Here is a 24,473-nt window from a genome sequence, read left to right on the forward strand (position 1 = left end):
AGGATCCGTTACGGTCGTTGCAGGAACCTGCAGCCGCGTTGCCCCGCAGATGCACAGGTGGTACCTCGGGGCCGACAGCCCACTCATCCGACCCCAGCCGGCGTCGTCGATCCAGACCTGTCTTCAGCGCCGACATCACGACCGCCATCAGCCTCTCGATACTCGTCGCCGCGGACCGGTTGCGGGAACACTCAGCCCTGTCTCCGGCCCGGCGACCGAGCCAGCAGAGCGACTGGCTCATAGACCTTCCGTCCCCGGTTGGTCACCTCTCCGCCTCAGCATCGGGACGTGAGGTCCCATCTCGGCTTGTCCGTCCGACCTGGCAGGTCGATCGCTCCATGACGGGTTCGTGTGCCGGGCTGGCGGCGGCAGCCCGCAGGACGGTGGCGTCAAGCAGCTCGGCCTTGCTGTGGAAGGTGAAGTACACGGTCTGTACGGCGACACAGGCGACGTGGGCGACATGGCCGTACCGGCATAGCCACGCGAGCAGAACGAGTCGTACGCCGCCGCCGCGAGGATCCGCTGCCAAGTGGCCGCGGCGCGTTGCTTGCGGGGCGATGGCGGTTTCCGTCGCTCGCTCGGTCGTGAGCCTTCGTATTCTTTGCCAGGAGCAAGGAAACCGATGCCGGGCCGACCGCGTTGTCCAGCGTCTTCGGGGTTTCGTCGGTACTGATCGGACTGGGACTGATCTGGCTCGGCATCGGCACGATCAGATCCCGCGGCTGGGACGGATGGCGCCGCCACGCTCCACTGGCCTGGGGATGGGGAGCCTCGCCTTCATCCCGCTGACCTTCGGGAGCCGCTTCTTTGTCGGCCTCGCCACCTGGTACGCGGTCGGCCGCCTGCTCTGGGCCCGGCGCAAGCACACCCATAGCGAGGCGTGCCAGCGGCCAGGGAACGCTTCACATAGGTTGACGAATCACGTACGACGCCGTCGACCCGGCACGCTGCTCCTTGAGGCGAAGCGGGTGTGACAGAGCGTCTTTACCTGGAGTGTTGTCGACGCACTCGAGGCCAATGGCCAGCCTGCTTGGGGCTGACGACACAATGGGCCGGGTGACAGCGTCGTGGTGGTCGGTAGCGGCAGGCGCTGCAGGTGGCGTCTTGCTGTTATGGACAGCTTTGATCGTCGCGCTGTGGCTCGTCCTGCCGGACGAGTTGCGGATCCGGGACGCACTGCGGCTGCTACCCGACCTGGTACGGCTCCTGCATCGTCTGGCGATCGGACGCTGCCTCGTGGGGTGCGGATCCGGCTGTGGCTCCTGCTGGCGTACCCGCCTTGCCATTCGACCTCGTCCCGGACTTCATTCCGGTGATCGGCTATGCCGACGACGCGGTGATCGTCGCCTTCGCCCTCCGATCGGTCACCCGCAGCGCGGGCCCCGCAGCGCTCGATCGGCACTGGCCCGGGTCATCCGAGGGTCTCGCGGCCGTCCGACGCCTCGCCGGACTCCCACCGGCCTCCTAAGACATGCTCACCGATTCGTTGCCCATCCTGCTGGTCGCCTCCGCGGCGGCCTTCGGGCTCGCCATGTTGTCGGCGGTCGCCGGATTCGGCGGCGGAGTGCTGCTGCTGCCCGTATTCACGGCCCTGTTCGGTTTGCGCGTGGCCGTACCGATGCTGACCCTGACCCAACTGTCCAGCAACGGTTCCCGAGCCTGGCTGAATCGGCGCGAACTCCGCTGGCCGCTGATCGGCTGGTTCGCCCTCGGCGCGGTGCCCTGCGCCGTCGCCGGCGGAGTCCTGCTCACCCACGCGCCGCTATCCCCGCTGAAGCGGCTGCTCGGGGTGTTCCTGATCGGCGTGGTGCTCTGGCGACGCCTCAAGCCGTACCCCCGCAAACCCACTGACCCAGTCTTTGCCGCGGTCGGCGCAGCATCAGGCCTCGGCTCGGCACTGCTCGGCTCCGTCGGGCCACTCACCGCGCCATTCTTCTTGGCCTACGGCCTCACCCGCGCCGCCTACATCGGCACCGAAGCGGTCAGTGCCCTGACCATGCACCTCACCAAGATCGCAACCTACGGCGCCGGCGACCTGCTCACCCGCCAGGTCGTGCTCTACGGCATCGCGCTCACCCCCGCGACCCTGCTCGGCGCCTGGTCCGGCACGAAGATCATCGGCCGCATCAGCGACCACCTCTTCGTCCTGCTCGTCGAACTCGGTCTTCTCGCCGCCGGTGCACTCTTCCTCATCGGCCTCTGATCACTCCAACACCAAACCGCCCCCGCCGCTACGTCGGTTACACAGTCGGGCAGCTCGCCAGCGCCCCAGTGCGTGCCGCATGCCGTCCTATTCCCGGACGTCCTCGATGACCTCGGACCTCCCGCCAGGCTAGCGGTACCGCGTGAACGCCAATCTAGCCCGGCCAGGGGCAACGCTCGGACGCCGTCGCAAACACCCAATAGGAGCAACCGATAGCGCGTCACGACCCAGTCGGTCTGCCGGTCAAGCTCATCGTGGCTACGTCGGCGGAATGAGGGCATCAGAAGTGCGTAGCCGCAGCTCCGCAGCACCAAACCGATGCATTCAACGGCGGCTCCGCGGGGGATTCGACACCCTGGGGTGTCGCTACCCGGAGTAGCCGGGAGCAGGGGGCAGGGCCAAAGCGTAGCCAAACGATTGATTAACGCTTGGTAGCGAAAAGGTGGCGTCTGCGCGGCACGAAACGGTTACGAGGGCTTCCGCGTGGGAGTAGAACGTTCCAGAATGACGAATATAGCTACACACGGTCATCAGCGGAGGGGGCGAAGATGACCAAGATTCTGGTGATCGACGACGAGCCGGATCTGATCCGCTTCGTGCGGCGAGCACTCGAGGCCGAGGGATACCAGGTACTCAGCTCGACCGATGGTCTAGGGGGACTTCGGCTCGCGCTGGAGCAGCGACCGGCGTTGATCGTGCTCGACCTGGTGATGCCTGGGATGCACGGCGAGGCCGTGCTTTCTGCACTTCTCGCGCAGGATCCGGGCTATCGGATCCTGGTCCTGTCGGCGACGGCGGACGTTCAGCTCCGGATCAGCTGCCTCGAGCAAGGCGCGGTCGACTTCCTGGCGAAGCCGTTCGCGATCCGTGAGCTGATCGCCCGGGTCCGCGGCAGGCTGGGTGAGGACGCCACGAACCGGCGGAAGAACAAGCTGCGCGTCGGCGACATGGTGCTCGACCTGGAGGCCCGTCAGTTGCTCGTCGACGGATCGCCCACGGTCTTGTCGAAACGGGAGTTCCTGCTGTTGCGCCACCTCATGCGTAACCCCGACGTCGTCTGTTCCCGGCAGGAGCTGCTGTCGGAGGTCTGGGGTTACGACTTCGATCCGTCGACGAACGTCGTCGACGTCTGTGTCGGCAGGCTACGGTCGAAGCTTCGGCCGGATCTCATCGTGACGGTGCGAAATGTCGGTTATCAGCTCCAGAGCGCCTGACATCGTGTCCAGCCGCTTGGCCGAACTTCGGCCGCGGCGGCAGCTGGACGTCGCGATCGACATCGCTGTCGCGATGTTCGTGGTCGGCATGATGGGGCTGATGTTCGCCCGGCCCGGCCATGAGGCCGGTCCGTTCCACATCATGTTCCTGGCCGTCGCGATCGCCTATGGATACCGGATCTGGCCGGTGGTCCCGACAATCTCCGCGACCGTGGCGATCACTCTGCTGGGCGGCTGGTTGATGGTTGCCCACGCCTCGGAGGGACGGCTGGCAAGTCCCGAGCTGGCCGAGATCCCGCTGATGCCGCTGGTGTTGCTGGTGATGGTCTGGCACGCCCGCCGGCGGATGGCCGCGGTCGAGCAGCTGAAAGCGATGGCCGGGCGGCAGCTCGACGCGGTCGATCGCGAGCGTGAGTTCTTCCGGGACGCGTCCCACGCGATCCGGACTCCGGTGACCATCGCTCGTGGACACCTGGAGCTCGTCGAGACCGCGGATCTGGAGGAAGAAGCTCGGGCGGACCTCTCGGTGGCGATGCTGCAGCTCGAGCGGATGTCGGCTCTGTCCAACCGGCTGCTGGCTGTGGCGCGTCTGGACTCAGGCGGTGCCCTGTCGAAGCAGCCTACGGATCTGGGTGATCTGATCGACGAAATCGCAGCCAACTGGTCCGCGAATTCGGATCGGATCTGGCGCATCCGCACCTTCCCCACCGGCGTGATCACGGCAGATCCGGAGTGGATCGAGATGACGCTGGACGCCCTGATCGAGAATGCCGTGAACTTCACGCCGCCCGGTGGCGCGATCAGCCTGCGCAGCGTCCGGGTCGATGATCGCTGCATCGTCGAGGTCGGCGACTCGGGTCCGGGCATCGAACCCGAGGACCTGCCCCATGTCTTCGATCGGTTCTGGCACCGGAAGCCGCCGTACGGCGCGATGGGAACCGGCCTCGGACTGTCGATGGCGAGGTCCGCCGCGATCGCTCACGGCGGCGCGCTCTCCGTTCGCAACGATCCCCCGGGCGGCGCCGTCTTCACGCTCGAGCTGCCGGCCACCTGACCACTCGATGACGGCGACGTCATGTTCCTTGCCCCGCCCGACAACCGCAAGCCACCCTGCTTGGGGGGAACATGCTGCGTACGTCGACGACTGGCTCGGTTGCGCCCCACACGCACCGGGCGCCGTGCCGACTGCGGTCAACGACACCCCCCTCGTCGTGACCGCTCCCCAAGATCGGCCGGCCCCCGACGTACGCAGCCCGTTCTCATCCGCATGGATCGCAGGTTTACGTCGAATGCGCGATGCGGTCGGACACCCGCCCGGCCACGCTGAAGGCATGAAGCTCCTGGCGAGGGCAGCGGGCATCATGGTGCTCTCAGCTGCCGCACTGGCCTGTCCGCTCGTCGCACGAGCTGCGACGACGGCTCTGTACGTCGACAAGACCGCCAATGGCTGCTCCGACGCAGGGCCCGGCACGGCCACCGCGCCGTACTGCACCATCGTCAAAGGTGTCAGCAAACTCGCTGCCGGCTACACGCTCTATATCGGCAACGGAACGTACAGCGAGACGATCAAGCCGGCGGTGTCGGGTACGGCGGCCGCGCCGATCACGATCACGGCCTGGCCCGGCCGGCACGCGATTCTCACACCGGCCAACTACGGCGCGAATATCTCCTCCCGCTCGTACATCACACTGTCCGGACTCACCTTCACGGGCACCCGCTACGACGGTGTCTACGTGTCCGGCAGCCATGACATCACCGTCACCGGCAACACCGTCAGCGGCGCGGGCCAGCAGGCCTCGGGCAAGACGGCGTACGGGATCAGCGTCCGCGGATCCAGCGCATCGGTTGTCAGCGGCAACGATGTGCACCGCAACAACGGCACCGGCATCCTGGTCAGCTCCGGCTCCACCGGAATCCTGGTCGCCGGGAACTCTGCCAGCTTCAACGCCGAAGGATTCCGCCGCAATGCCAACGGAATCAACGTGATCAGCCCCGGCAACATAGTCCTGCGCAACGTCACGCACGACAACGAGGACTCGGGTATTCAGTTCTACACAGGCGGCAACGACAACCTGGCGGCGCTGAACGTCACCTACAACAACGGCGATCACGGCATCGACGACCTGAACGTCACCGGCGGCCGGATCATCGGCAACACGGTCTATCGCAACTGCACGACCGGCATCAACGTCGAGGGCACGTCCGGCAACTACCAGGTGATGAACAACGTTGCCGTCGACAACGCGGTCTATCCCGCCTACAACGGCATCTCCTGCTCCCGGCGGGCGGGCAACATCGGGATCTGGGACTCGGCTCCGTCGTCGACGACGGTGGATCACAACCTCGTCTGGCTGACCAAGGCCGGCAAGATGTACGCGTTCGGGACGACGTACACCTCGCTCGCCGCGATGCAGGCGGCCACGCACCAGGAAGCACACGGCGTGCAGGCCGATCCGCGCTTCGTCGCGGCCGGCTCCTGGAACCTGCGGCCGGCGGCCGGTTCCCCGGCCATCGACCGAGGCAACTCAGGCGTCTCCGGAGAGCAGTCGACCGACATCGAAGGACAGAGCCGCGTCGACGATCCGGCGAGCAGCAACGCGTTCGCGGAGGGTCCGCGGCGGTACGACGATCTCGGCGCCTACGAATTTCAGCCCTGATCACAGTCGGTCATCCATCGACGGCCGGTTCGGCTGACCCGAAGATGACGTGAAGATGACCGAATCATGACGTATGGGCCGCACCCCTGCCTCTTTTACCTGGTCGCGGCCTCTACTGGAGCCTGGGACCGAGATGCGTGCGCCTGGGGGGCTCGAACGGGGATACTGCGGCGGTATGACCGTCCGTGGTCGTCGGAGGGCTGGGCGAACGTGAGGCCGCGGTGGGCGGCCGGGCTCGGTGGGGACCTGAGGGGGGTCACCGATGAGTGCTGTCGACGCGTCGCCGGCGATGGGTGAGTTGGGCACCGGATCGCAGCAGCTTTCGCGTTTGTGCCACGATCTGCGGCAGTACGTCGCGGCAGGTCTGGCCCTGTCCGAGCTGTCGGCGGACCGGATCGACGACGACGCCGGCCTGGACCGGCTGAGTCTGATCCACCAGCAGTTCGCGGCCATCGCCGAGCTGCTGGAGGTCGAACAGGGACCCGCGCAGCGGATCGGCGGAGTCAATCTGACCCAGCTCGCGGGCGAATGCGCCGAGGTGGTCCGCGTGACCTACCGCGCGCCCGTCATCTTCGAGCGGGCCGCACGAATTGTCGTAGCCGGAGACAAGACCTTGTTGCGCAGGGCCATCGGCAATCTGCTCGACAACGCATGCCGCGCAGCCGGCAGCTCGGGACATGTGCTGATCCGCGTCGGCTCGACGGACGAGGACGCGTACGTCGAGGTGACAGACGACGGTCCCGGATTCGGTGGCGTCACATCTGGAACGGGACACGGTTTGTACGTGGTGGCCGCGGCAGCACGTGCCTGTGACGGTCGGCTCGAGATCACCAGCGCGCCGACGGCCGGCACCACGGTCCGGCTCTGCTTCGCAACCGGATATCGCGCGGTGAGGTCGGCATGAGGCTGGCGGTCTGTGCACAGCAGTGGCTGTTCGCATCGGTGCTCGCCGCTGCCTTCGACGGCCAGGGGTACGACGTCGTCCTCACCACCGACGATCCGGGGGAACTCGTCGACGGCGCGGACCTGCTGGATCCCGACCTGTGCGTCGTCGACGCCCCGCCGGGGACGGCCCGGTCGTTGCACGACCGCGCCCCGAGGACTGCCATCGTCCTGGTGGCCGACGCACAGGACGAATCGGCCTGGGATGCGTACGACGCCGGTATCGCGAACGCTGTCGTCAGCAAGACGTGCGGCCTCGGGACTGTATCGGCGGCAGTCGACAAGGTTGCCCTGGGCAATCGGGTCGCGGAAGGGCGGCCGGCGGCGGATCGCCGGACACAGCAGGTTGTGGATCCGTTGACGACCAGGGAGCTCGAGGTACTCCGCCTCGTCGTGCGCGGTCTCTCCACCGAACAGATCGCAGCAGAGCTCTGCGTGAGCAGACACACCGTCCGGACACATGTTCAGCAAGTACTGCGGAAACTCGGTGTGCACGGCCGCGGCAAGATCGCTCGCGCGGCCGCTACCGCCGGTCTGGTCGACGTCCACGAACTCTCCGAGGGCGGGATTCGGTGAGGGGCGGAGTCGCTGTCCTCCTCGTGGACGATCACCGGGTCTTCGCCGAAGCACTCGCGGGGCTCCTCATGGCCGAGCCGGGAATCGATCGGGTCAGCACGGCCTCGACCCTCGATGCTGCTCGCACGCTGATCGGAGCCGAGCGGCCGAATGTGGTGCTGCTGGATCTCGGGCTGGCCGAGGAGTCCGGCTACGACCTGCTCGCCGACCTGGCAGCCATGCCGAATGCGCCTGAGACGATCATGCTGTCCGGCAGCACCGAGCCGCGGCTGATCGTGCAGGCACTGGAAGCGGGGGCCCGTGGCTGGCTGACGAAGACAACTCAGCTGGGCGCCCTGGTCAGTGCCCTCTGGCAGGTTCTGGACGGCCATCTGTATCTGGCGCCCGCGATGCTGCAACCGGTCCTCGATCACCTCATGAACGATCTCCGGCGGCAGCAAGCCGCAGTGGGATTCGCCGATCAGCTGACCCCACGGGAACTCGAGGTCCTGCGCTGCCTGGTCGCCGGGATGAACAGGGCCGAAGTCGCCGAGCACCTCTTCGTGTCGACGAATACCGTGCGAACGCACATCCAGAGTCTCCTGCGCCGCACCGGACAGCACTCCGCGCTCGCACTGGTCGCCTTCGCGCGGCTACACGGTGTGGCAGGCATCGACGAGACCGAGACGTCCGCGATCGCCGAGCGATCCGAATCATCTTCTTGACGTAGGCGTTCTCGTCCCGTCGTCGGGCGCGGGCCGCGATCACGGGCCGTAGCGTCGAGGGAAATCAGGGGCTCTGAGGGGGGCATCGGGATGACGACCCGAATCAACGCTGTGCCGCGCGCTGCACGAGCAGACGATCTCGCCGTACCGTTCGCGGACTGTCACATCACCGAGGAAGCACAAGCGGCCGCACTGCGCGTCCTGCAGTCCGGCTGGGTGACCACCGGTCGCGAGGTCGCGACCTTCGAGGCCGCGTTCGCGACGGTCGTCGGCGCGGAGCACGGCGTCGGGGTTTCGTCGTGCACACACGGGATCGAGCTCGCACTGCGATCCCTCCAACTGCCGCCCGGCTCGTTGGTCCTGAGCTCGACGATGACGTTCTGCGGCGCCGTCCAGGCGATCATTCACGCCGGACACCAGCCGGTTCTCGTCGACGTCGATCCGAAGACCGGGATGCCGACGCCGGCAACCGTGCGAACCGCTGTCCGTGAGTTCGGCCGGCCCGCTGCCCTCACCGTCGTGCACTGGGCCGGCGACGTAGCCGATGTACCCGCGCTGGCAGCAGCCGCAGAGGTGCCGCTGGACCGGGTAGTCGTCGATGCCGCCCACGCCATCGGAACCTACACCGGCAGCACTCCGATCGGATCGGGTTGTGCCGCGACGTGTTTCAGCTTCTACGCCACGAAGAACCTGCCCCTCGGCGAAGGCGGCATGATCACGACCGACGACCCGACCCGCGCGGAATGGTTGCGCAGGGCCCGCTTGCACGGCATGACGGCCGACGCATGGCGGCGCTACCTGCCTGGCGGGAGCTGGCGCTACAACGTCGCCGATGCAGGCATCAAGGCCAACATGACCGACATCCAGGCCGCGATGGGTCGGGCCCAGCTCGCGCATCTCCCGTCCTGGCAGCGCCGCCGCGCGCAGATCGCCGCGCGGTACGACGACCAGCTCGACGACCTGCCCGGAATTCGGCTACCACACCGCCCCGCAGCCCGGGACGGCAAGCACGCATGGCACCTGTACCCCATCCGGTTGCAACTCCACGGCGGGATCGATCGGGACGAGGTCATCGCCGCGCTCTCCGAGCGCGCGATCGGCACCTCGGTGCACTTCATCCCGGTCCATCGACTCGCCTACTTCAGCCAGGCAGCACTGATCCCGTCGATCGGGCTGCTCGGGGCGGACACGCTGTTCGACCAACTGCTGTCCCTGCCGATCTACCCCCGGCTGACCGACGACCAGGTCGACGCCGTCTGCACGGCGCTCGCCGACATCGCTCACCAGGGCATCACCGGAAAGGGAACGGAATGAGCCAGCCTGTGCTGCTACACGACAACGAGAAGAGCCTGTTGCGGACCATCGTGGTCGGAGCCGGTGAGGCCGGCATCGCACTGGCCCGCGACCTGCACCGAGTCAGCTCGTTCGGGCTGGAGCCCGTCGGATTCCTCGACGACGACACGACCAAGCTGGGCCGCAGGTACGGCGGACGTCGCGTCCTGGGCACCCTGGCCGAACTCGAGGAGGTGCTCGAGCACAACCGGGTCGATGTGGTCGTGGTCGCCATACCCTCGATGCCGTCGCACGAGGTGAGGGAGCTAGGACTCCGCGCCGCCGCCCTGGGCGCGACCGTTCTGCACCTGCCGCCGTTCCTTTCCGCGCTCCAGCGCCAGATCGCCGGCACCGACATGCGCGCCCTGCAGGTCGGTCCACTGATCGGGCGGCCCGAGATGCACGTGGTCAGCCGCAACGCGCGGCAGGCCATCGCCGGCAAGCGGGTTCTGGTCACCGGCGCCGGCGGCTCCATCGGCAGCGAACTGTGCCGTCAGGTGTACGGGTTCGGACCCGAGCAGCTCATCATGCTGGACCACGACGAGTCCAACCTGCATCGCACCCAGCTCGAGCTGTGGGGCGAGGCACTGCTGGACACCGAGAACACCGTGGTCGCCGACATCCGCGACACCGAGCGGATCTTCCAGCTCTTCCGCGACTACCGGCCGCAGATCGTGTTCCACGCCGCGGCGCTGAAACACCTGCCGGTCCTCGAACGCCATCCCTGCGAGGGCGTGAAGTCCAACGTTCGCGGCACCCAGAACCTCGTCGAGGCAGCTGTCGCCCACGACGTCGAGCGGTTCGTGCTGATCTCGACCGACAAGGCCGCGAACCCGACTTCTGTGCTCGGGGCAACCAAACGTCTGGCCGAGCTGGTCCTGGACTCGCAGCAGTCCGACTCCACCGTGCTGACCGCGGTGCGGTTCGGCAACGTGCTGGGCAGCCGCGGCTCGCTGCTGCACGTGGTCCGGGACCAGCTGGCCAGCGGCTCGCCGGTCACGGTCACCCATCCCGACGTCAGCCGGTTCTTCATGACGATCGAGGAGGCGGTCGGTCTGGTTCTGGAGGCCGTCCGGATGTCCGACGGCTCCGCGACGTACGTGCTCGACATGGGCGAGCCGGTCCGGATCGTCGATCTGGTCCACAACTTCGCCAACCTGCTGAACATCCGCGAGGTCGACTTCAAATACACGGGACTACGCCCGGGCGAGAAGCTCCACGAGGAACTCTTCGGCGCAGGCGAAGAGGCGTTGCCGACCGATCACCCCCGGATCTCGATGACCCGGCCACCACGGGCTGCCGCAGGCTTCCGGGCCGGGCTGCGCGAGCTGTACGACGCCGCCGGGCACAACCGCCCGGACGAGGTGTTCCGGCACCTTCGCCGGCTGGTGCCGGAGTACACCCCGGCGCCGGGGCTGGTCTCTGCCGGATCGCCGTACCCCGATGACTTCTGACCACCATCTCTTCGACGACTGCGAGTACAAGCATGACCACTGAGGCTCGGCCACCATTGGACGTCCGCGTCCTCGACGGCACCGTCACACCATTCCCGACGGTCTTCGATGACAACAAACTGCTCCCCGCAGACCGAGTGACCATCTCCGCGCTCGGACATCGCGTCGAGGGCGCGGACCTGGCTGCTCCACCGGTCGTGCTGCCAGATTTCCATCACAAGTCCAAGATGGAGCTGCCGTCGAGCGTCGCGGTCGCCACCAACGGCACGATCCGCCCGGATCTGACCAGCTCGTCGGTGAACTGCGGCATGGCGCTGATCGCCGTCGACTCCGAAGTACCGGACGACAAGGCCGTTGACGTCTTCATGCGCGCGGTCCGCGAGCGCTACCCGTATCCGACCCGCGGGACTGCCGAGCTGAGCCGTCAGGAGGTCGTCAAGGCGGTCCGGGACGGCTCCGAGTTCAGCGTCGACCGCTGGGGCGCGCCGTCAGAGGATCTCGAGCGGATCGAGGAGGGCGGCCGGATCGACCTGGAGCGGTACGGCGGGATGGACCGACTGCGGTCCGAACTGCCAGGGATCGCCTTCCAGCTGGCCCGCTACCGCTTCGGCACCATTGGGCCGTCCAATCACTTCGTCGAACTCCAGCGGGTCGAGGAGATTCTCGACCCGGAACGGGCCGGCAAGCTCGGCGTCCGCGAGGGGCAACTGACGATCCAGTACCACGGCGGCGGCGGTGTCTTCACCGGTGAGATCGGCCGGTTGTTCTTCCGCCGCAAGGACTATCCAGCGCAGATCAAGGCCGTGAACGCCGCGCTGAAGCCATGGTTCCACCTTCGCTCCGCGCGATCCTTCGCCCAGCTCAGGGCACGGCTCGCCCTCTACTTCACCGCCGGCTGCACTCCCCTGTCACTTGCCAGCGACGAAGGTCAACGGCTGATGCTCGCGACCGCGGCTGCAATGAACTACGGGTTCGCCTTCCGCACCGCGACGTACGCCGCGCTCCGCCGGATCGCCGCCGATTCGTTCGGCGGCGCCACCGGCCGGCTCGTCGTGGACTCGCCGCACAACAGCATCTACGAGGAGCCCGTCGGCAACCGGACCGGCGTCGTCCACCGGCACAACTCGTGCCGAGCCTTCCCGGCCTCCATGATGACGCCGGGGACGACGTTCGCCGACACCGGACAGGCCGTCCTGCTTCCCGGCACGCATCGAACCTCCAGCTATCTGGCCGTGGCCGGTGACAGGGCGGCCACCAGCCTCTACTCAGCCTGTCACGGCGCCGGCACCGTGGTCTCCGACCTGGTCGCGCGCGGTGTCTCCGGCGACGACCCGCTGAAGCGGAAGACCCGTCGCTACCGGTACGACGACGGCGCTCCCACCGACGCCCATCACTTCGACGACCGCGGCGTCAACGCGGCCCTCGACGTCCTCGTCCGCAACGGCCTGGTCACGCCGGTCGCGCGGATGCGGCCCATCGCGGTTCTGCACTGAGTTTCCGGACTGATGATTCGACGAGCGGGAGAGATCATGAACAAGCGGCTACGGAGCCTGGCGGCCTGGACGGTCATGGTCATGACCGCTCCCCTGCTGCTGGTCGTCACCAGCAGCCCGGCGGCAGCCGCCGGTACCGGCTACTGGGTCAACAACACGGTCACCTGCAGCGACACCGGCGCCGGCACGCAGGCCGCGCCGTTCTGCACGATCACCCAGGGCACCAAGAAGGCGATCAACCCGGGTGACACCGTGCACGTTGCTCCCGGCACCTATCGCGAGCAGGTCACCGTGAACGCGTCCGGGACCGCAACCGATCCGATCACTGTGACCGGCGACGCGCCGGGCGTCGTCGTGCTCGGCACCCGCGCGCTGAGCGGCGCCGCGCTGTGGACCGCGACGAGTACGTCCGCCTGGAGCACGCCGTACGCGCCACCGTCGGCGCCACGCCAGGTCTTCGTCGACGGTAACCGCCTGGCTGCCGCGGCATCCGCCACCACGACCACGCCGAACAGCTGGTTCTACGACCCGACCGCCAAGGTGCTGTACGTCGACACCGGCGGCGCCAACCCCGGTGCCGGGCACGAGGTCGAGGCCGGCGCGCAGTCGTTCGGTATCACCACGACGAGCCGGCAGAACGTTGTCATCAGCAACATGCAGTTCGTCCGTGCGAACCTGGCCGGCGTCCGCCTGCTGACCTCGTCCGCGATCACCGTCGACCACGTGACCGCGTCGCAATCCGCGAGCAACGGCGTACTGGTCGACACCTGTCCGAACAGCGCGATCGCGATCCGCTCCGCCACGGTCGACAACTCGCTGTCCATCGGCATCCGGCTGTCGGCGTCGAGCGGCGTCACCGTGTCCGGATCGACCAGCCACGACAACGGCCTGCACGGTATCGGTCTGGCCAACGCCTCCAACAACGTGATCACCGGGAACACGACGTACGCCAATGTCTCGGTGAACCCGAACGCGACCGCCAACGGTGTCGACGTGGACACTAGTTCACCGGACAACACGGTCAGCGGCAACGTCGCGTACCAGAACCAGGACAGCGGCTTCCAGGTCTACAGCGGCAGCCACCGCGCCCTGGTCGTCCGCAACATCTCCTACGGCAACGGCGACCACGGTTTCGACACCCTGACCTCTACCGGCGTCCAGTACCTGAACAACACTGCGTACGGCAACCGCCGGGACGGCATCTCGATCGAGGGCAACTCGACCGGTGCCACCGTTGCCAACAACCTCCTGGTCGACAACGGCACGACCGCAGTCGAGTACGACCTGTACGTCGACGCCGGCTCGTACTCCGGCCTCGTGGCGGACTACGACACCGCTTACAACCACGTCAGCGCGTCCTCCACGAAGGTCAACGGGATCATCTACAAGACCCTGGGGGCCTTCGCGACCGCGACCGGCCAGGAGAACCACGGACAGTCTGTGGATCCCGACTTCGCCGACGCAGGCTCCGCGAACTTCCGGCTCACCGGCGGATCTCCGGCCGTCGACTCCGCCAACGCCGGCGTCACCGGCTTCCTCGGCACCGACCAGGCGGGCAACTCGCTCGCCGACGACCCGATCATTCCCGACACCGGCACCGGCACCCCGACGTACGCCGACCGTGGCGCGCTGGAGTTCCAGCCGGTCGCGGGCGTGACCGATTACGCCCCGCACGCCGCCGTCAGCCTCAACCCAGCTGCGGTGAGCTTCCCGCCGGCGGCTCCGGTGACGGCCGATGCGAGCGGCTCCAGCGACAACGACACGGCCGGGATCGCGTCGTACACGTTCGACTTCGGCGACGGCACGGTCGTCGGGCCGCAGCCCGCGGCGACCGCGACGCACACGTACGCCGCGGCGGGAACGTACGCCGTGACCGTGACCGTCCAGGACAGCGATGGAATGACCGACACCGCCACCGCCCAGGAGGTCGTCAGCACCCGCACCCTGCAGAGCTACTCCGTCGAGCAGACCAACCCGGCCTGCAGCGACACCGGAGCCGGCACCACCGCGGCACCGTTCTGCACGATCGGCGCGGCGACCAAGAAGGCACTCGCCGGTGACACGATCCTCGTCGGACCTGGTCAGTACCGCGAGCAGGTCCAGATCACTGCCAGCGGGCAGCCCGGCGCTCCGATCACCCTGCGCGCCACCTCGCCGTCCGCGGTCATCGTCGGCTCCGACGACGTCTCCGACACGGCCGGCTGGTCCGCGACGACCACGACCGCCTGGAAGCACGCCTTCACGCCGGTCCCGGCGCAGGTCTTCCTCGACGGCCAACCGTTGGCCAAGGCAACCAGCGCAACCACGACCAGCAGCGGCACCTGGTTCTACGACGTCCCGACAGCCACCCTGTACGTCGACACCGGCGGTACGAACCCGGCGGCGGGACACACCGTCGCGGCCGGCGCACGCAGCTTCGGCATTCTGCTCCGCCAGGTCAGTGACGTCACGGTGACCGGCTTCGCAGTCCGCCAGACCAACCTCAGCGGCATCTACCTGGACCGGATCCAGCGCGTCGCGCTGAGCACCCTGGACGTCGCCCAGTCCGGTGCGCAAGGTGTCACGGTCGACGGGTCGGCCAACGCCACTCTCGACGGCATCACGGCCGCGTCGAACCTGTCGATCGGCGTCCGGTTCTTCAGCTCGACCGACAGCCAGTTGAGCGCCTCGGTCACCCACGACAACAACTTCCATGGCGTCAGCGTCCAGGGCAGCACCCGGGTCGCGGTCACCGGCGTCACGACGTACCGGAACAAGCGGCTCGGCAGCCGGGTCGCGACCGGTATCGACGTCTCCTCGGCGTCCCAGCAGGTCGTCGTGGACGGCAACCTTGCCTACGGCAACGACGACTCCGGCATCGAGGCCTACACCGGTTCGACCGGTACGACGATCCGCCGCAACGTGATCTACGACAACGGCGACCACGGCATCGACAACTCCGCCGCACCGGGATCGATCGTGGTCTCGAACACCGTCGTCGGCAACGCCACCGCCGGAATCAACTTCGAGGGCGGCTCCAGCGGAGCGACCAGCCGTAACAACGTTGCCATGGACAACGCGGTCGGCAGCACCCGGACGATCGGCGAGATCCGCGTCGACGAGACGTCCAGCCCGGGCATCACGATGGACAGGGACCTGGTGTTCCAGACCGCTGTGAACGGCCCGCTGTTCGAGTGGGCGTCGAAGCCGTACACCACGCTGGCCTCGTTCCAGACCGTCAGCAGCCAGGAGCCGGCCGGCAAGTCGGCCAACCCACGCTTCGTGGCGTTGACCACTCGCGACCTGCACCTGACCAGCACCTCACCCGCGATCGACGCGGCCGACACCGCGACCGCGGGCTGGACCGCGGTCAACCGGGACGGCACCGCGCCGGCAGACCACCCGGCGGTCGCCAACACCGGCATCGGTCCGATCACCTTCGCCGACCTCGGAGCGTTCGAGTACGCCGGCCCGGCGATCGCGGTGACGGCTACACCGACCGGCGGGTTCGCCCCGCTGGACGTGACGATCGACGCGTCCCACAGCGCCGGTCTGGGCGCCCCGCTGACGACGTACCGGATCACCTGTGGCAACGGCACAGTACTGAACCAGTCCAGCGGCGTCTGCCACTACACGGCGGCCGGGACCGTCACGCCGAGCGCGACCGTGACGGACTCGTCCGGACTCAGCGACACCTGGACCGGTACACCGATCGTCGTGAAGGCGAACGGCAAGCCGACCGCACGGATCACAGCAACTCCGTCGCAGGCCTACCGCCCGCAGCAAGTGGTGCTGAACGCATCGACCTCCTCCGACGCCGACGGCCGCCCGCTGGCCAGCTACAACTTCGACTGCGGCAACGGGCACACGACCGGTGCGATCACCTCATCCACGACAACCTGTGACTACCCGAACGCCGGCACATTCACCGCAGCGGTCACGGTCACAGACAGCGGCGGCCTGACCAGCAAGGCCACGGTGACGGTCAAGATCCTGGCCGATGTCGCGCCGACCGCGAAGCTGACGATCTCCAAGACGGGGATCCGGCGCGGCCAGTCGATCACCGCGGACGCGTCCGGTTCGACCAGCGTCGACAAGTCGCCGATCGCGAAGTACCAGTTCAGCTGCGGCACGGGTGCGGCCAAGCCGCCGCAGACAACTCCAACCACCACCTGCACCTACAGCTCGATCGGTCTGTACACCGTCAAGGTGACCGTGACCGACACCGTCGGACTGTCCAGCTCTGCCACCCGAACACTGCTGGTCACGCTGTGATGCACAGCAACGGACGAAGGGCGCATCCATGACGATCGAAGAGATGTTCCGCCGGATCGTGCGAGCCCACCTGGGGATCATCCTGGTGTGCATGCTGCTACCGGTCGCCGGTGCGGCGATGCTGGCCGCGCGCCGGCCGGATCCGACCATTGCCTCCATCCGCCTGCAGGTCGTCGCCGGCTCACCGAAGTCGGCGACCGAGGCCGAGGGCATGAACAGCCGGGTACTGGCCGTCGCGACCACCCCCAGCCTGCTCGATGCGGCGCTGATGGCGGCCAAGGCACAGCGTGACGTCGAAACCTACGCGACGACCAACATCTCCGCGCAGCGCCTCGGTGAATCCTCGATCGTCGAGCTCAGCGTCACCGACGACGATCCGCTCGCCGCCGGGCCGATCGCGACCCAGCTCGCGATCCGGGTCGCCCTGTTCATGAACCAAGGCGACCAGGAATCGTTCAACGACACTCTCACCGACCTGTCGAACCAGATCGCGACCGCCAGTGTCCAACGCGACAAGCTGGTGACACAGCTCCGCGGCATCGCCGACATCACCGCACGCGCGGATCTCAACGTGCAGATCCAGTCCGCCAACGAACTGCTCAGCCAGCTGAGCAGCCAGCGTGCGACCCTCGTGGCGGACGCGGCGACGCGCGACCACGTGGTGATGGTCAGCAACAAGCCCGAGGTACGGCAGGTCAAGACGTCGATGCTGCCGCAACTGGCGCTGGCTCTGCTGCTCGGACTCGTCCTCGGTCTGACGCTCGCCACGGTCATCGAGACGTTCCGTCCGCGGGTGAACAGCCTTCGCGCGCTGGCCCGGCTGTTGCAGGCGCCCGTGCTCGGCAAGGCGACGGAGGACGTCCAGTCGCTCCACAACACGATGGCACTGGCGGCCCGACGGCAGGGTGTCGACGCCGTCGTCCTGATGGGCGCCGACGATGGCGATGCCGAGACGGTGAGCAAACTGCTGTTCGAGTTGGCGGGTCGGGCGCACGCTCCGCAGCGGCTGAAGAAGCCTGCCGGTGTCGACAACGACGACAGGGCGTTCGACCTCGAGGAGTCCGGTCTCGGCGGGTTCGCCGACATCCGCTTCACCGGCTTGTCTGCCGTAACACCGGAGGACGAGATGACGGCCGGCGTGATCGTGGTCTCTTCCGGCTCGGTGATGCTGCGCCGGCTCGACGATCTCGACGACGTGCTGAAGGCGGTTCGCTGGCCGGTGCTGGGCATCGTCCAGGGACCTGCCAAGCGGCGGTTCGGCAGGCTCATGTGAGTACGAGTACTGCGCACCTGCACACGGCCGGCCAGCGGGTAGCTGTCCACGGCGCGGACACCGCCGTAGAAGCTCTTGTCGCCATGGCCGGCGGACCTGAGCGAGCCGGTCTGGCAACGGCGGAACTGCCGAACGTGATCTTGTCGGTCGAGGACACGCGCCGGCCGTTCAATACCCACGGGGCGGCGGTCGTCACTCGAGGCGCGTGGGCCGTCGACACCCACGAGGTCGTACTGGAGAGCGTCGGCGGGTCCGGCTACGACCAGCGATGGACGATCGACGAGGACGGCCTCCACGTCACCAGCCGCTGGCGGCCGTCGTACCAGGAATCCGTCGCAGCCAAACTGCTCCCGGCCAGGCACAGGGCGTTGAGCAGCCAGGTGTTGCTGCACTACCCGGCACTCTGGTTCGCGGCGCTTCAAGGCTTCGCGCCGTTGCACGTATCGGTCGTCGAGGTCGGCGGGGTCGCCGTTCTGCTGGCCGGTCCAGGAGGCGTCGGCAAGTCGACGTTGGTTGCACGCGCATTGGCCGACGGCGCCCGGGCCACGTGCGACAACCTCGCGGTGTGCGACGGTTCGACGGCCTACGGACTCGCCGAGCCACTTCGGCTGCTCGCGAAGACCGGGGCACGCGCGGCCCACGGCCGGCGCGAGCAGGCCTGGGCGCACCGGGTTCGCTCCCTTCCGCCAGAGCTGATCGTCGTACTGCGCCGTGGAACGCAAGCGGCACCCGAGCTCCGGGAGCTGCGCCCGGCCCAAGCCGCCCGTGGAATCGCCGCGGGCACGTATGCCGCCGGCGAACTCCGCCGGTTCTGGTCGATCGCCGCGACCCTCGCGTCGGCGACCGGCTGCGGTCCGGTCCATGCACCGATCGAGGACGTCGCCGCGCGCCTGGCGAACCGCCTGCCCTGCCTGGAGCTTCGCCTCGCCAACCAGCCGGGCGCCGGCCTCACCGAACTGCTCAGGCGTCCACTGGCCGCGGTCCGCACCGGCAGGGTCGGCTGATGGCCGGCGACGGGCGGATCGAGGTCGCCCAGATCGTCACCCGGTTCATCGCCGGCGCGGGCGGGGTCGCACTGCGGGGAGTGCTGCCGCTCGATCCCGCGCGTTACCGGATCACGATTGTCACCGGGCAAGGTGGACCGTTGACCGACCGAGCAGCGGCCGCCGGCATGCGCGTCGTGATCGAGCCGTCGCTGGTGTCACCGCTCGCACCGAACGACGACCGGCACGCGCTGCGCCGACTGATCGAGCTCTGCCGGGAAGACCGGTACGACGTCGTACACACCCACAGCGCGAAGGCCGGTGCTCTCGGCCGACTGGCCGCGCATCGGGCCGGAGTTCCGCGCATCGTTCACACCTACCACGGCTTCCCTTTCCACGAATTCCAGAATCCGCTCCGCCGGGCGGCGTACGTCGCCATCGAACAACGCCTCGCCCGGATCACCGACAGCGTGCTGGCGATCGGCAGCGGTGTTGCCACCGAGGCGCTGCGGCGAGGGCTGGCCACTCCGAGCACCCTGCGGACCATCACGCCGGTCGTCGAGTCCGTCACCGTGCCGCGCACCGACAGCTCACGAGCAGCTGCCCGCGCCGGACTCGGACTCGGCCCGGAGTTGCCGTTGATCGGCACCGTCGGGCGGATCGACTACCAGAAAGCGCCCGAACACTTCATCGCGGCCATTGCCGCGCTCCGCCATACCGCGGCCGTCGCCGTGTGGATCGGCTCCGGCCCCGGCGAGCGCGAGGCGAAGGAGCTGGTGCGGCGGGCCGGCCTGTCGGACCGCTTCGTCTTCGCCGGCGAACGATCCGACGTGCCGCACCTCCTGCCGGCCTTCGACGTGTTCGCGATGGCGAGCCGGTACGAAGGGCTCCCCTGCGCTGTCGTCGAGGCGATGCGCTGCGGCATCCCGGTGGTGGCCACCGCCGTCAACTCCGTACCTGACTTGGTCATCCCCGGCGAGAGCGGCGTCCTGGTTCCGCCGGGACGCCCACGCCTACTGGCCGAAGCCATCGACGACTTGCTCGACGACCGCCCGAAGGCCGACCGGATGGCGCGCCTGGGTCAGCAAGGCGCAGGCAGCACGTACGACGCCGAAAGTCTGGCCGAGGTCCTCGACCAGGTGTATTCCGCACCCCGGTCCGCACACCTGGTTGCCTCGTGAGCAGCGCCGAGCCCGTCGGCCGGCTCCGGCGACCCACCTCACCCTGGTTGCAGCTCTGTCCTCCAGGAACGGTCGAGATCGACATCCGATCCACACCTGTCGACGAACAACAGCTGTCCGCCGACCATCCCGTCGTGCTGATGGACCAGCGGCCGCTCTGCAGGCGGCGCCTCCGGCAAGTAGCGCGTGAGCTCGGCGTCGTTCTGGAGCGGGAGTTCGTCGTTCTGCCCACCCTCGACCGGCCGATGGTCGTCATCGACGACGTCGAGGAAGCAATCCGGTACTTCTGGACCGCGGTGGCGACCGTGCCACCCGGCCTGGCGTTCACCGCCTTGCCCGCATCGGCGCTGCTCGGCGTGGCCCGCCGTACGCCGTGGCGCTGGACAGGCGCCTTCGCACCGGCCCGCGTCGTCATCGGGAGGCGACCATGACCGAAGTTCCCAAGGCCTTTCACCCGCACCCCAGGTCGGTGCACGAGCTGCTGTTCGCACCGGGCAGCCGAGGCGTACTGATCGCGACGTCGCGCGATCCGGACGCGAAGCGGACGTTCATCGTCACGCCACCCCCCGGCACCTATGTGGACGGTCCCGCCGGTCCGGTGGCCATCAAGATCCCGGTCACGGTCGCGGCCGCCAGTGCGATCTCGCGGGAGACCCGGATGCTGATGGCCCTCGGCGAGGCGAAGCTCGGTGGGCTCGAGCCCACCGTGCCGCGCTATCTCGAAACCCTCGACAGCGATGGGCTACCGGCCGTCGTGACGACCGTCGTCAAGGGCGCTCCGATGAGCGTCGCGTACCACCGATGGATGCACACCTCGCGTCCGCAAGCAGTTGCGATGGACTTCGCACTGGCTGGTGGGTGGCTTCGCCACTTCCAGCTCGCGACCGCCGGTGACCGCGGCCGAATCACCTGGGCGAGCGAGGTCGCGGACTACGTCCGCACGCGCTGGCCCGGACACCCGAAACTCGAGGCCGCGCAGGTTCGGCTCGCCGCCGCGGACCGCCGGCTGAAGAGTCACCGGATCGCCAGGACGATGGTCCACGGCGACTACTGGTTCGGGAACCTGCTCGTCGACGACGGCCGCATCAGCGGAGTCGTGGACTGGGAGGCCGGCGTCCGTTCGGGATGGCCGCTGCGCGACCTCGTCCGTTTCGCGCTCAGCTATTGCCTCTACCTCGACCGGCACACCAGGCCGGGACATCCGGTGCGCGGACATCGCGGCCTGCGGCGAACGGGATTCGGAGCAGGGATCCGGTACGGCCTGCTCGAGGCCGGCTGGCTGCCCGACCTCGTCCGGCTCTACCTGCGCACCGGCGTTGACAATCTCGGCCTGCCCTCCGCCCTGTGGTACCCGGCTGCGCTCGCAGGCCTCGGCGAGATCGCCGCGACCGCCAACGACGACGAGTTCGCCGCGCACCACCTCGAACTGCTCGCCGACCTTCCGTACTGGCCGCTGGCCGACGACCTGCCCGGGAGCTGATGCTCGATGACGACGACGGTTCCTGCACCCACCGGAGGCATTGCCGGCTGGCCGGCCCTGCCCCGCGGCGACGTACTCGCGGCGATGATGGGGCTCACCACCTGCCTGTTGCCGTTCCTGGTCCCGGCCGGCCCTGGCAACACCGCACCCGCCGATGCCGGGATCCTGCTGTGCATCGTGCTCGCGCTGATGTGGGCGGTTCGTGAGCATCTGCCGATCAAACTGCCGTACGCGACCGGGGTCGCAGGCCTCGTGCTCGGTGGCGCGTTCGCGGCGTACCTGACGGTCGCGCCGGTTGCCACCGCGCTGGTGCTGATCCAGGACCTGCTCTTGTTCGCGTGGGGCGCGGCGCTGGCGCTGGGCCGCCACAACCCGGCGATCGTCGGTGCGGTCACGGTTGCCTGGAGCCGCACGGCCACGATCTATTCCGGTGTGATGTCGGTGGCCTACCTGGTCGGGATCAACGCCCTCACCGGCGTCTCGGCGAAGGACGGGGTCCGGGCGTCGTACACGTTCGGCGACCCGAATCTGGCCGGCAACTACCTGGTCGTCTCGCTGTTCGTGATGGCCGCCTGCAAGCACCCGCGCTCCCCCGGCGTCCGGCGGATCGCGTACATCCTGGTGCTCACCGCGATCGGTTTCACCGGTTCGAACGGCGCGATGCTGACCTTGATCGTCGGCCTGGTCCTCGCCTTCGCGGTGACCAGGTACCGCCGCCAGGGCGCCGTCGCAGGGGCAGCCGCCCTCGCGGCGACAGCCCTCGTCGGCGGGCTCATGGTGGGGTTCGTGATGCCTCGGGTCGACCTCGGCCAGATCCGTGAACGCGCGGCCGGCAGCGTGCCGTTGCTCCGCGATTCGTTCGGACGCAGTGCGAACTCCAGCAGCGAGCGGGCGACGATCGTCAAGGAAGGCGCGAGCCTGTTCCTGGAGGGCGACGCCGCCGGCTTCGGTCCCGCACGGACGAAAGCGACCCTCGCGGCCACCCAGGCGCCGTATGTGAAGGAAGCCCATAACGACTACCTCGCGACGTTGCTCGAGCGCGGGGTGATCGGCGGCATCGGGCTGCTCCTGTTCGGCGTCGCTCTCTTCGCGCGCTGCCTGCGGCTGGTCTTCGGCACCTTGCCCAAGGCATACGCCGAACTCGTGCCCAGACCCTGGCTGCTCGCGGTCATCGGTCCGGTGATGGCAACGGCCGCGGGCTTCTACGAAGTCCTCCACTTCCGGCACCTCTGGACCTGGCTGGGCCTCATCGCGGCGCTCGTCCTCGCGATGCAGGATCAGCCGGAGGAGACGTCATGATCCGATCCCGACTCCACCCCGGGGAGCTCCTGCGCACCGTGCTCGCCAACTGTTCGGCCCGCCTGCTGGCGATTCTCGGGCTGACGCTCGCGACCGTTCTCGTCGCCCGGACCGGCGGCCCGTCCGCCGTCGGCGAGTACGCGCTGCTGCGGATGATGCCCGGCCTGATCGGCGTCCTGTGCGTGCTCGGCCTGCCCGGCGCGCTGGCATTCTTCCTGGCCGAACCGCGTCGGGATATGCCGCGGCTGTGGCCGACGTTGATGGCGATCGGCTTCGCCGGAGCTCTGACTGGTACGGCGCTGTGGGTGGCGGCCGCGCCGCTGATCGCAAAGGTCTTCTTCCCGCACGAACCGCCGTGGCTGATCGCGGTCGCGGGCGCCACGGTCGCGTCGCAGTTGGTCCTCACGCTCGGCAAGACAGCCCTGCAGGGTCTGGAGGACCGACGTGGCGGCGACGCCGTCATCGCCGCCGAGGAGCTTGCCTTCCTGCCGTGCTTCGTCGTCCCCCTGATCGCCGGAATCCACGGCATCGCCGCGATCATCATCGGCCTCGGTCTCGCGGACCTGGTCGTCGCGGTCGACGCCTGGCGCCGGGTCAGCCGCCGGCTCGGCTGGCGCCGGTTCGGCCTGGCGGGAAATGGCCACGGCTGGTGGGGGCGGCCGGACCGTGTGCTCGGCAAACAGGTGGCGTCGTACGGCCTGCGTGGTCAGGTCGGTGGGCTCATCACACTGCTCAACCTCCGGCTCGACGTCGCGATCCTCGGAGCCATCGCCGGCCCGGCGATCCTGGGTGGCTACGCGGTCGCGTCGAAGTATGCCGAGCTGCTCAGGCTGCCGGGCACCGCGCTGACCTGGGTCTTCTACCCTCGGCTGGCAAAACTCGAGCAGAGCCAAGCGGCCGGAATCGCCCGGCGGATGATCCGGCCGACACTGGCAGGCATTATGGTCGCCGCGGTTCCGGTCGCGTTGCTCGCGTCGCCCGTGATGCGGTTGCTCTACGGCTCTTCGTTCGGATCGGCGGTCACGCCGGCGCGGGTTCTGGTGGCGGGCATGATCCTCGCCGGCGCTTCCGGAGTCGCCAGTGCCTACCTCTACGGCCGCGGGACGCCCGGTCTCAACTCCATCATCCTCGGTGTCGGACTGGCCATCACCGTCGTGCTCGACGTGACGCTGATCCCGCGGTACGGCGCTCTCGGCGCGGCGGTCGCATCGACGGCGGCGTACCTGACGACGGATGCCTTGCTCATCGGACTCCTACTGCGGCTGAGCGGCACGCAGCCACGCCACCGCGCAGCCGTTGCCGTCGGCGAGGGAACACCATGAAAACAATCGTTGTCACCACCGCTGTGCTGATGCTTGTCGTCGGATGCTCCGGGAAGGCGGCGGTCGGCAATCCAGCGGACACGCCAAGTCCCGTCTCGGCCACTCC

Annotated in this window: 19 protein-coding genes; all 19 read left to right on the top strand. The window is 68.3% G+C overall.

Annotation, left to right across the window (positions count from 1 at the left end; all coding sequences use genetic code 11):
- Window positions 1-1,255 precede the first annotated feature (1,255 nt).
- A complete protein-coding gene (locus tag ACIA58_RS17850) occupies window positions 1,256-1,468 on the top strand; it encodes a YkvA family protein (protein ID WP_396404746.1) in 213 nt (70 codons plus the stop codon).
- Between the two features lie 3 nt (window positions 1,469-1,471).
- Window positions 1,472-2,203, top strand: coding sequence for a sulfite exporter TauE/SafE family protein (locus tag ACIA58_RS17855; RefSeq protein WP_396404747.1), 732 nt, complete (start codon window positions 1,472-1,474; stop codon window positions 2,201-2,203).
- Window positions 2,204-2,751: 548 nt separating this feature from the next.
- Window positions 2,752-3,417: a response regulator transcription factor gene (locus ACIA58_RS17860; RefSeq protein ID WP_396404748.1), complete on the top strand. Its 666-nt coding sequence runs from the start codon at window positions 2,752-2,754 to the stop codon at window positions 3,415-3,417.
- A gap of 4 nt (window positions 3,418-3,421) precedes the next feature.
- Window positions 3,422-4,471 carry a sensor histidine kinase gene (locus tag ACIA58_RS17865; protein WP_396404749.1) on the top strand — a complete coding sequence of 350 codons (1,050 nt, stop codon included), beginning with the start codon at window positions 3,422-3,424 and terminating at the stop codon, window positions 4,469-4,471.
- 277 nt (window positions 4,472-4,748) lie between these two features.
- Complete coding sequence (locus tag ACIA58_RS17870; RefSeq protein ID WP_396404750.1) at window positions 4,749-6,074, top strand: right-handed parallel beta-helix repeat-containing protein; 1,326 nt, start codon at window positions 4,749-4,751, stop codon at window positions 6,072-6,074.
- Between the two features lie 262 nt (window positions 6,075-6,336).
- Window positions 6,337-6,978, top strand: a complete 642-nt coding sequence (locus ACIA58_RS17875; protein WP_396404751.1) for a sensor histidine kinase — start codon at window positions 6,337-6,339, stop codon at window positions 6,976-6,978.
- Entirely contained in the window at window positions 6,975-7,592 is a 618-nt protein-coding gene (locus ACIA58_RS17880) for a LuxR C-terminal-related transcriptional regulator (RefSeq protein WP_396404752.1), read from the top strand. The genes ACIA58_RS17875 and ACIA58_RS17880 overlap by 4 nt, the downstream gene beginning before the upstream one ends.
- Window positions 7,589-8,296, top strand: coding sequence for a response regulator transcription factor (locus ACIA58_RS17885; RefSeq protein WP_396404753.1), 708 nt, complete (start codon window positions 7,589-7,591; stop codon window positions 8,294-8,296). Before ACIA58_RS17880 ends, ACIA58_RS17885 begins: the two co-directional genes overlap by 4 nt.
- A 90-nt stretch (window positions 8,297-8,386) precedes the next feature.
- Window positions 8,387-9,610 carry a DegT/DnrJ/EryC1/StrS family aminotransferase gene (locus tag ACIA58_RS17890; protein WP_396404754.1) on the top strand — a complete coding sequence of 408 codons (1,224 nt, stop codon included), beginning with the start codon at window positions 8,387-8,389 and terminating at the stop codon, window positions 9,608-9,610.
- Window positions 9,607-11,082: a polysaccharide biosynthesis protein gene (locus tag ACIA58_RS17895; RefSeq protein ID WP_396404755.1), complete on the top strand. Its 1,476-nt coding sequence runs from the start codon at window positions 9,607-9,609 to the stop codon at window positions 11,080-11,082. The genes ACIA58_RS17890 and ACIA58_RS17895 overlap by 4 nt, the downstream gene beginning before the upstream one ends.
- 32 nt (window positions 11,083-11,114) lie before the next feature.
- Window positions 11,115-12,575 (top strand): RtcB family protein, encoded by a 1,461-nt coding sequence (locus ACIA58_RS17900; RefSeq protein WP_396404756.1) that lies wholly within the window; start codon window positions 11,115-11,117, stop codon window positions 12,573-12,575.
- A 36-nt stretch (window positions 12,576-12,611) separates the two neighbouring features.
- The gene (locus ACIA58_RS17905; protein WP_396404757.1) at window positions 12,612-16,829 is read left to right on the top strand and encodes a right-handed parallel beta-helix repeat-containing protein; all 4,218 of its coding nucleotides are present in this window, start codon (window positions 12,612-12,614) and stop codon (window positions 16,827-16,829) included.
- 28 nt (window positions 16,830-16,857) lie between these two features.
- A complete protein-coding gene (locus tag ACIA58_RS17910) occupies window positions 16,858-18,102 on the top strand; it encodes a hypothetical protein (protein ID WP_396404758.1) in 1,245 nt (414 codons plus the stop codon).
- Window positions 18,099-19,106 carry a hypothetical protein gene (locus ACIA58_RS17915; protein ID WP_396404759.1) on the top strand — a complete coding sequence of 336 codons (1,008 nt, stop codon included), beginning with the start codon at window positions 18,099-18,101 and terminating at the stop codon, window positions 19,104-19,106. Before ACIA58_RS17910 ends, ACIA58_RS17915 begins: the two co-directional genes overlap by 4 nt.
- Entirely contained in the window at window positions 19,106-20,266 is a 1,161-nt protein-coding gene (locus ACIA58_RS17920; RefSeq protein ID WP_396404760.1) for a glycosyltransferase, read from the top strand. Before ACIA58_RS17915 ends, ACIA58_RS17920 begins: the two co-directional genes overlap by 1 nt.
- Window positions 20,263-20,697, top strand: coding sequence for a hypothetical protein (locus ACIA58_RS17925; RefSeq protein ID WP_396404761.1), 435 nt, complete (start codon window positions 20,263-20,265; stop codon window positions 20,695-20,697). Before ACIA58_RS17920 ends, ACIA58_RS17925 begins: the two co-directional genes overlap by 4 nt.
- Window positions 20,694-21,746, top strand: a complete 1,053-nt coding sequence (locus ACIA58_RS17930) for an aminoglycoside phosphotransferase family protein (RefSeq protein WP_396404762.1) — start codon at window positions 20,694-20,696, stop codon at window positions 21,744-21,746. The genes ACIA58_RS17925 and ACIA58_RS17930 overlap by 4 nt, the downstream gene beginning before the upstream one ends.
- Window positions 21,747-21,752: 6 nt before the next feature.
- Entirely contained in the window at window positions 21,753-23,045 is a 1,293-nt protein-coding gene (locus tag ACIA58_RS17935) for an O-antigen ligase family protein (protein WP_396404763.1), read from the top strand.
- The gene (locus tag ACIA58_RS17940) at window positions 23,042-24,367 is read left to right on the top strand and encodes a polysaccharide biosynthesis C-terminal domain-containing protein (RefSeq protein WP_396404764.1); all 1,326 of its coding nucleotides are present in this window, start codon (window positions 23,042-23,044) and stop codon (window positions 24,365-24,367) included. Before ACIA58_RS17935 ends, ACIA58_RS17940 begins: the two co-directional genes overlap by 4 nt.
- Window positions 24,368-24,473 lie beyond the last annotated feature (106 nt).

It is taken from the genome of Kribbella sp. NPDC051586, from assembly GCF_044453965.1.
GTDB lineage: Bacteria > Actinomycetota > Actinomycetes > Propionibacteriales > Kribbellaceae > Kribbella.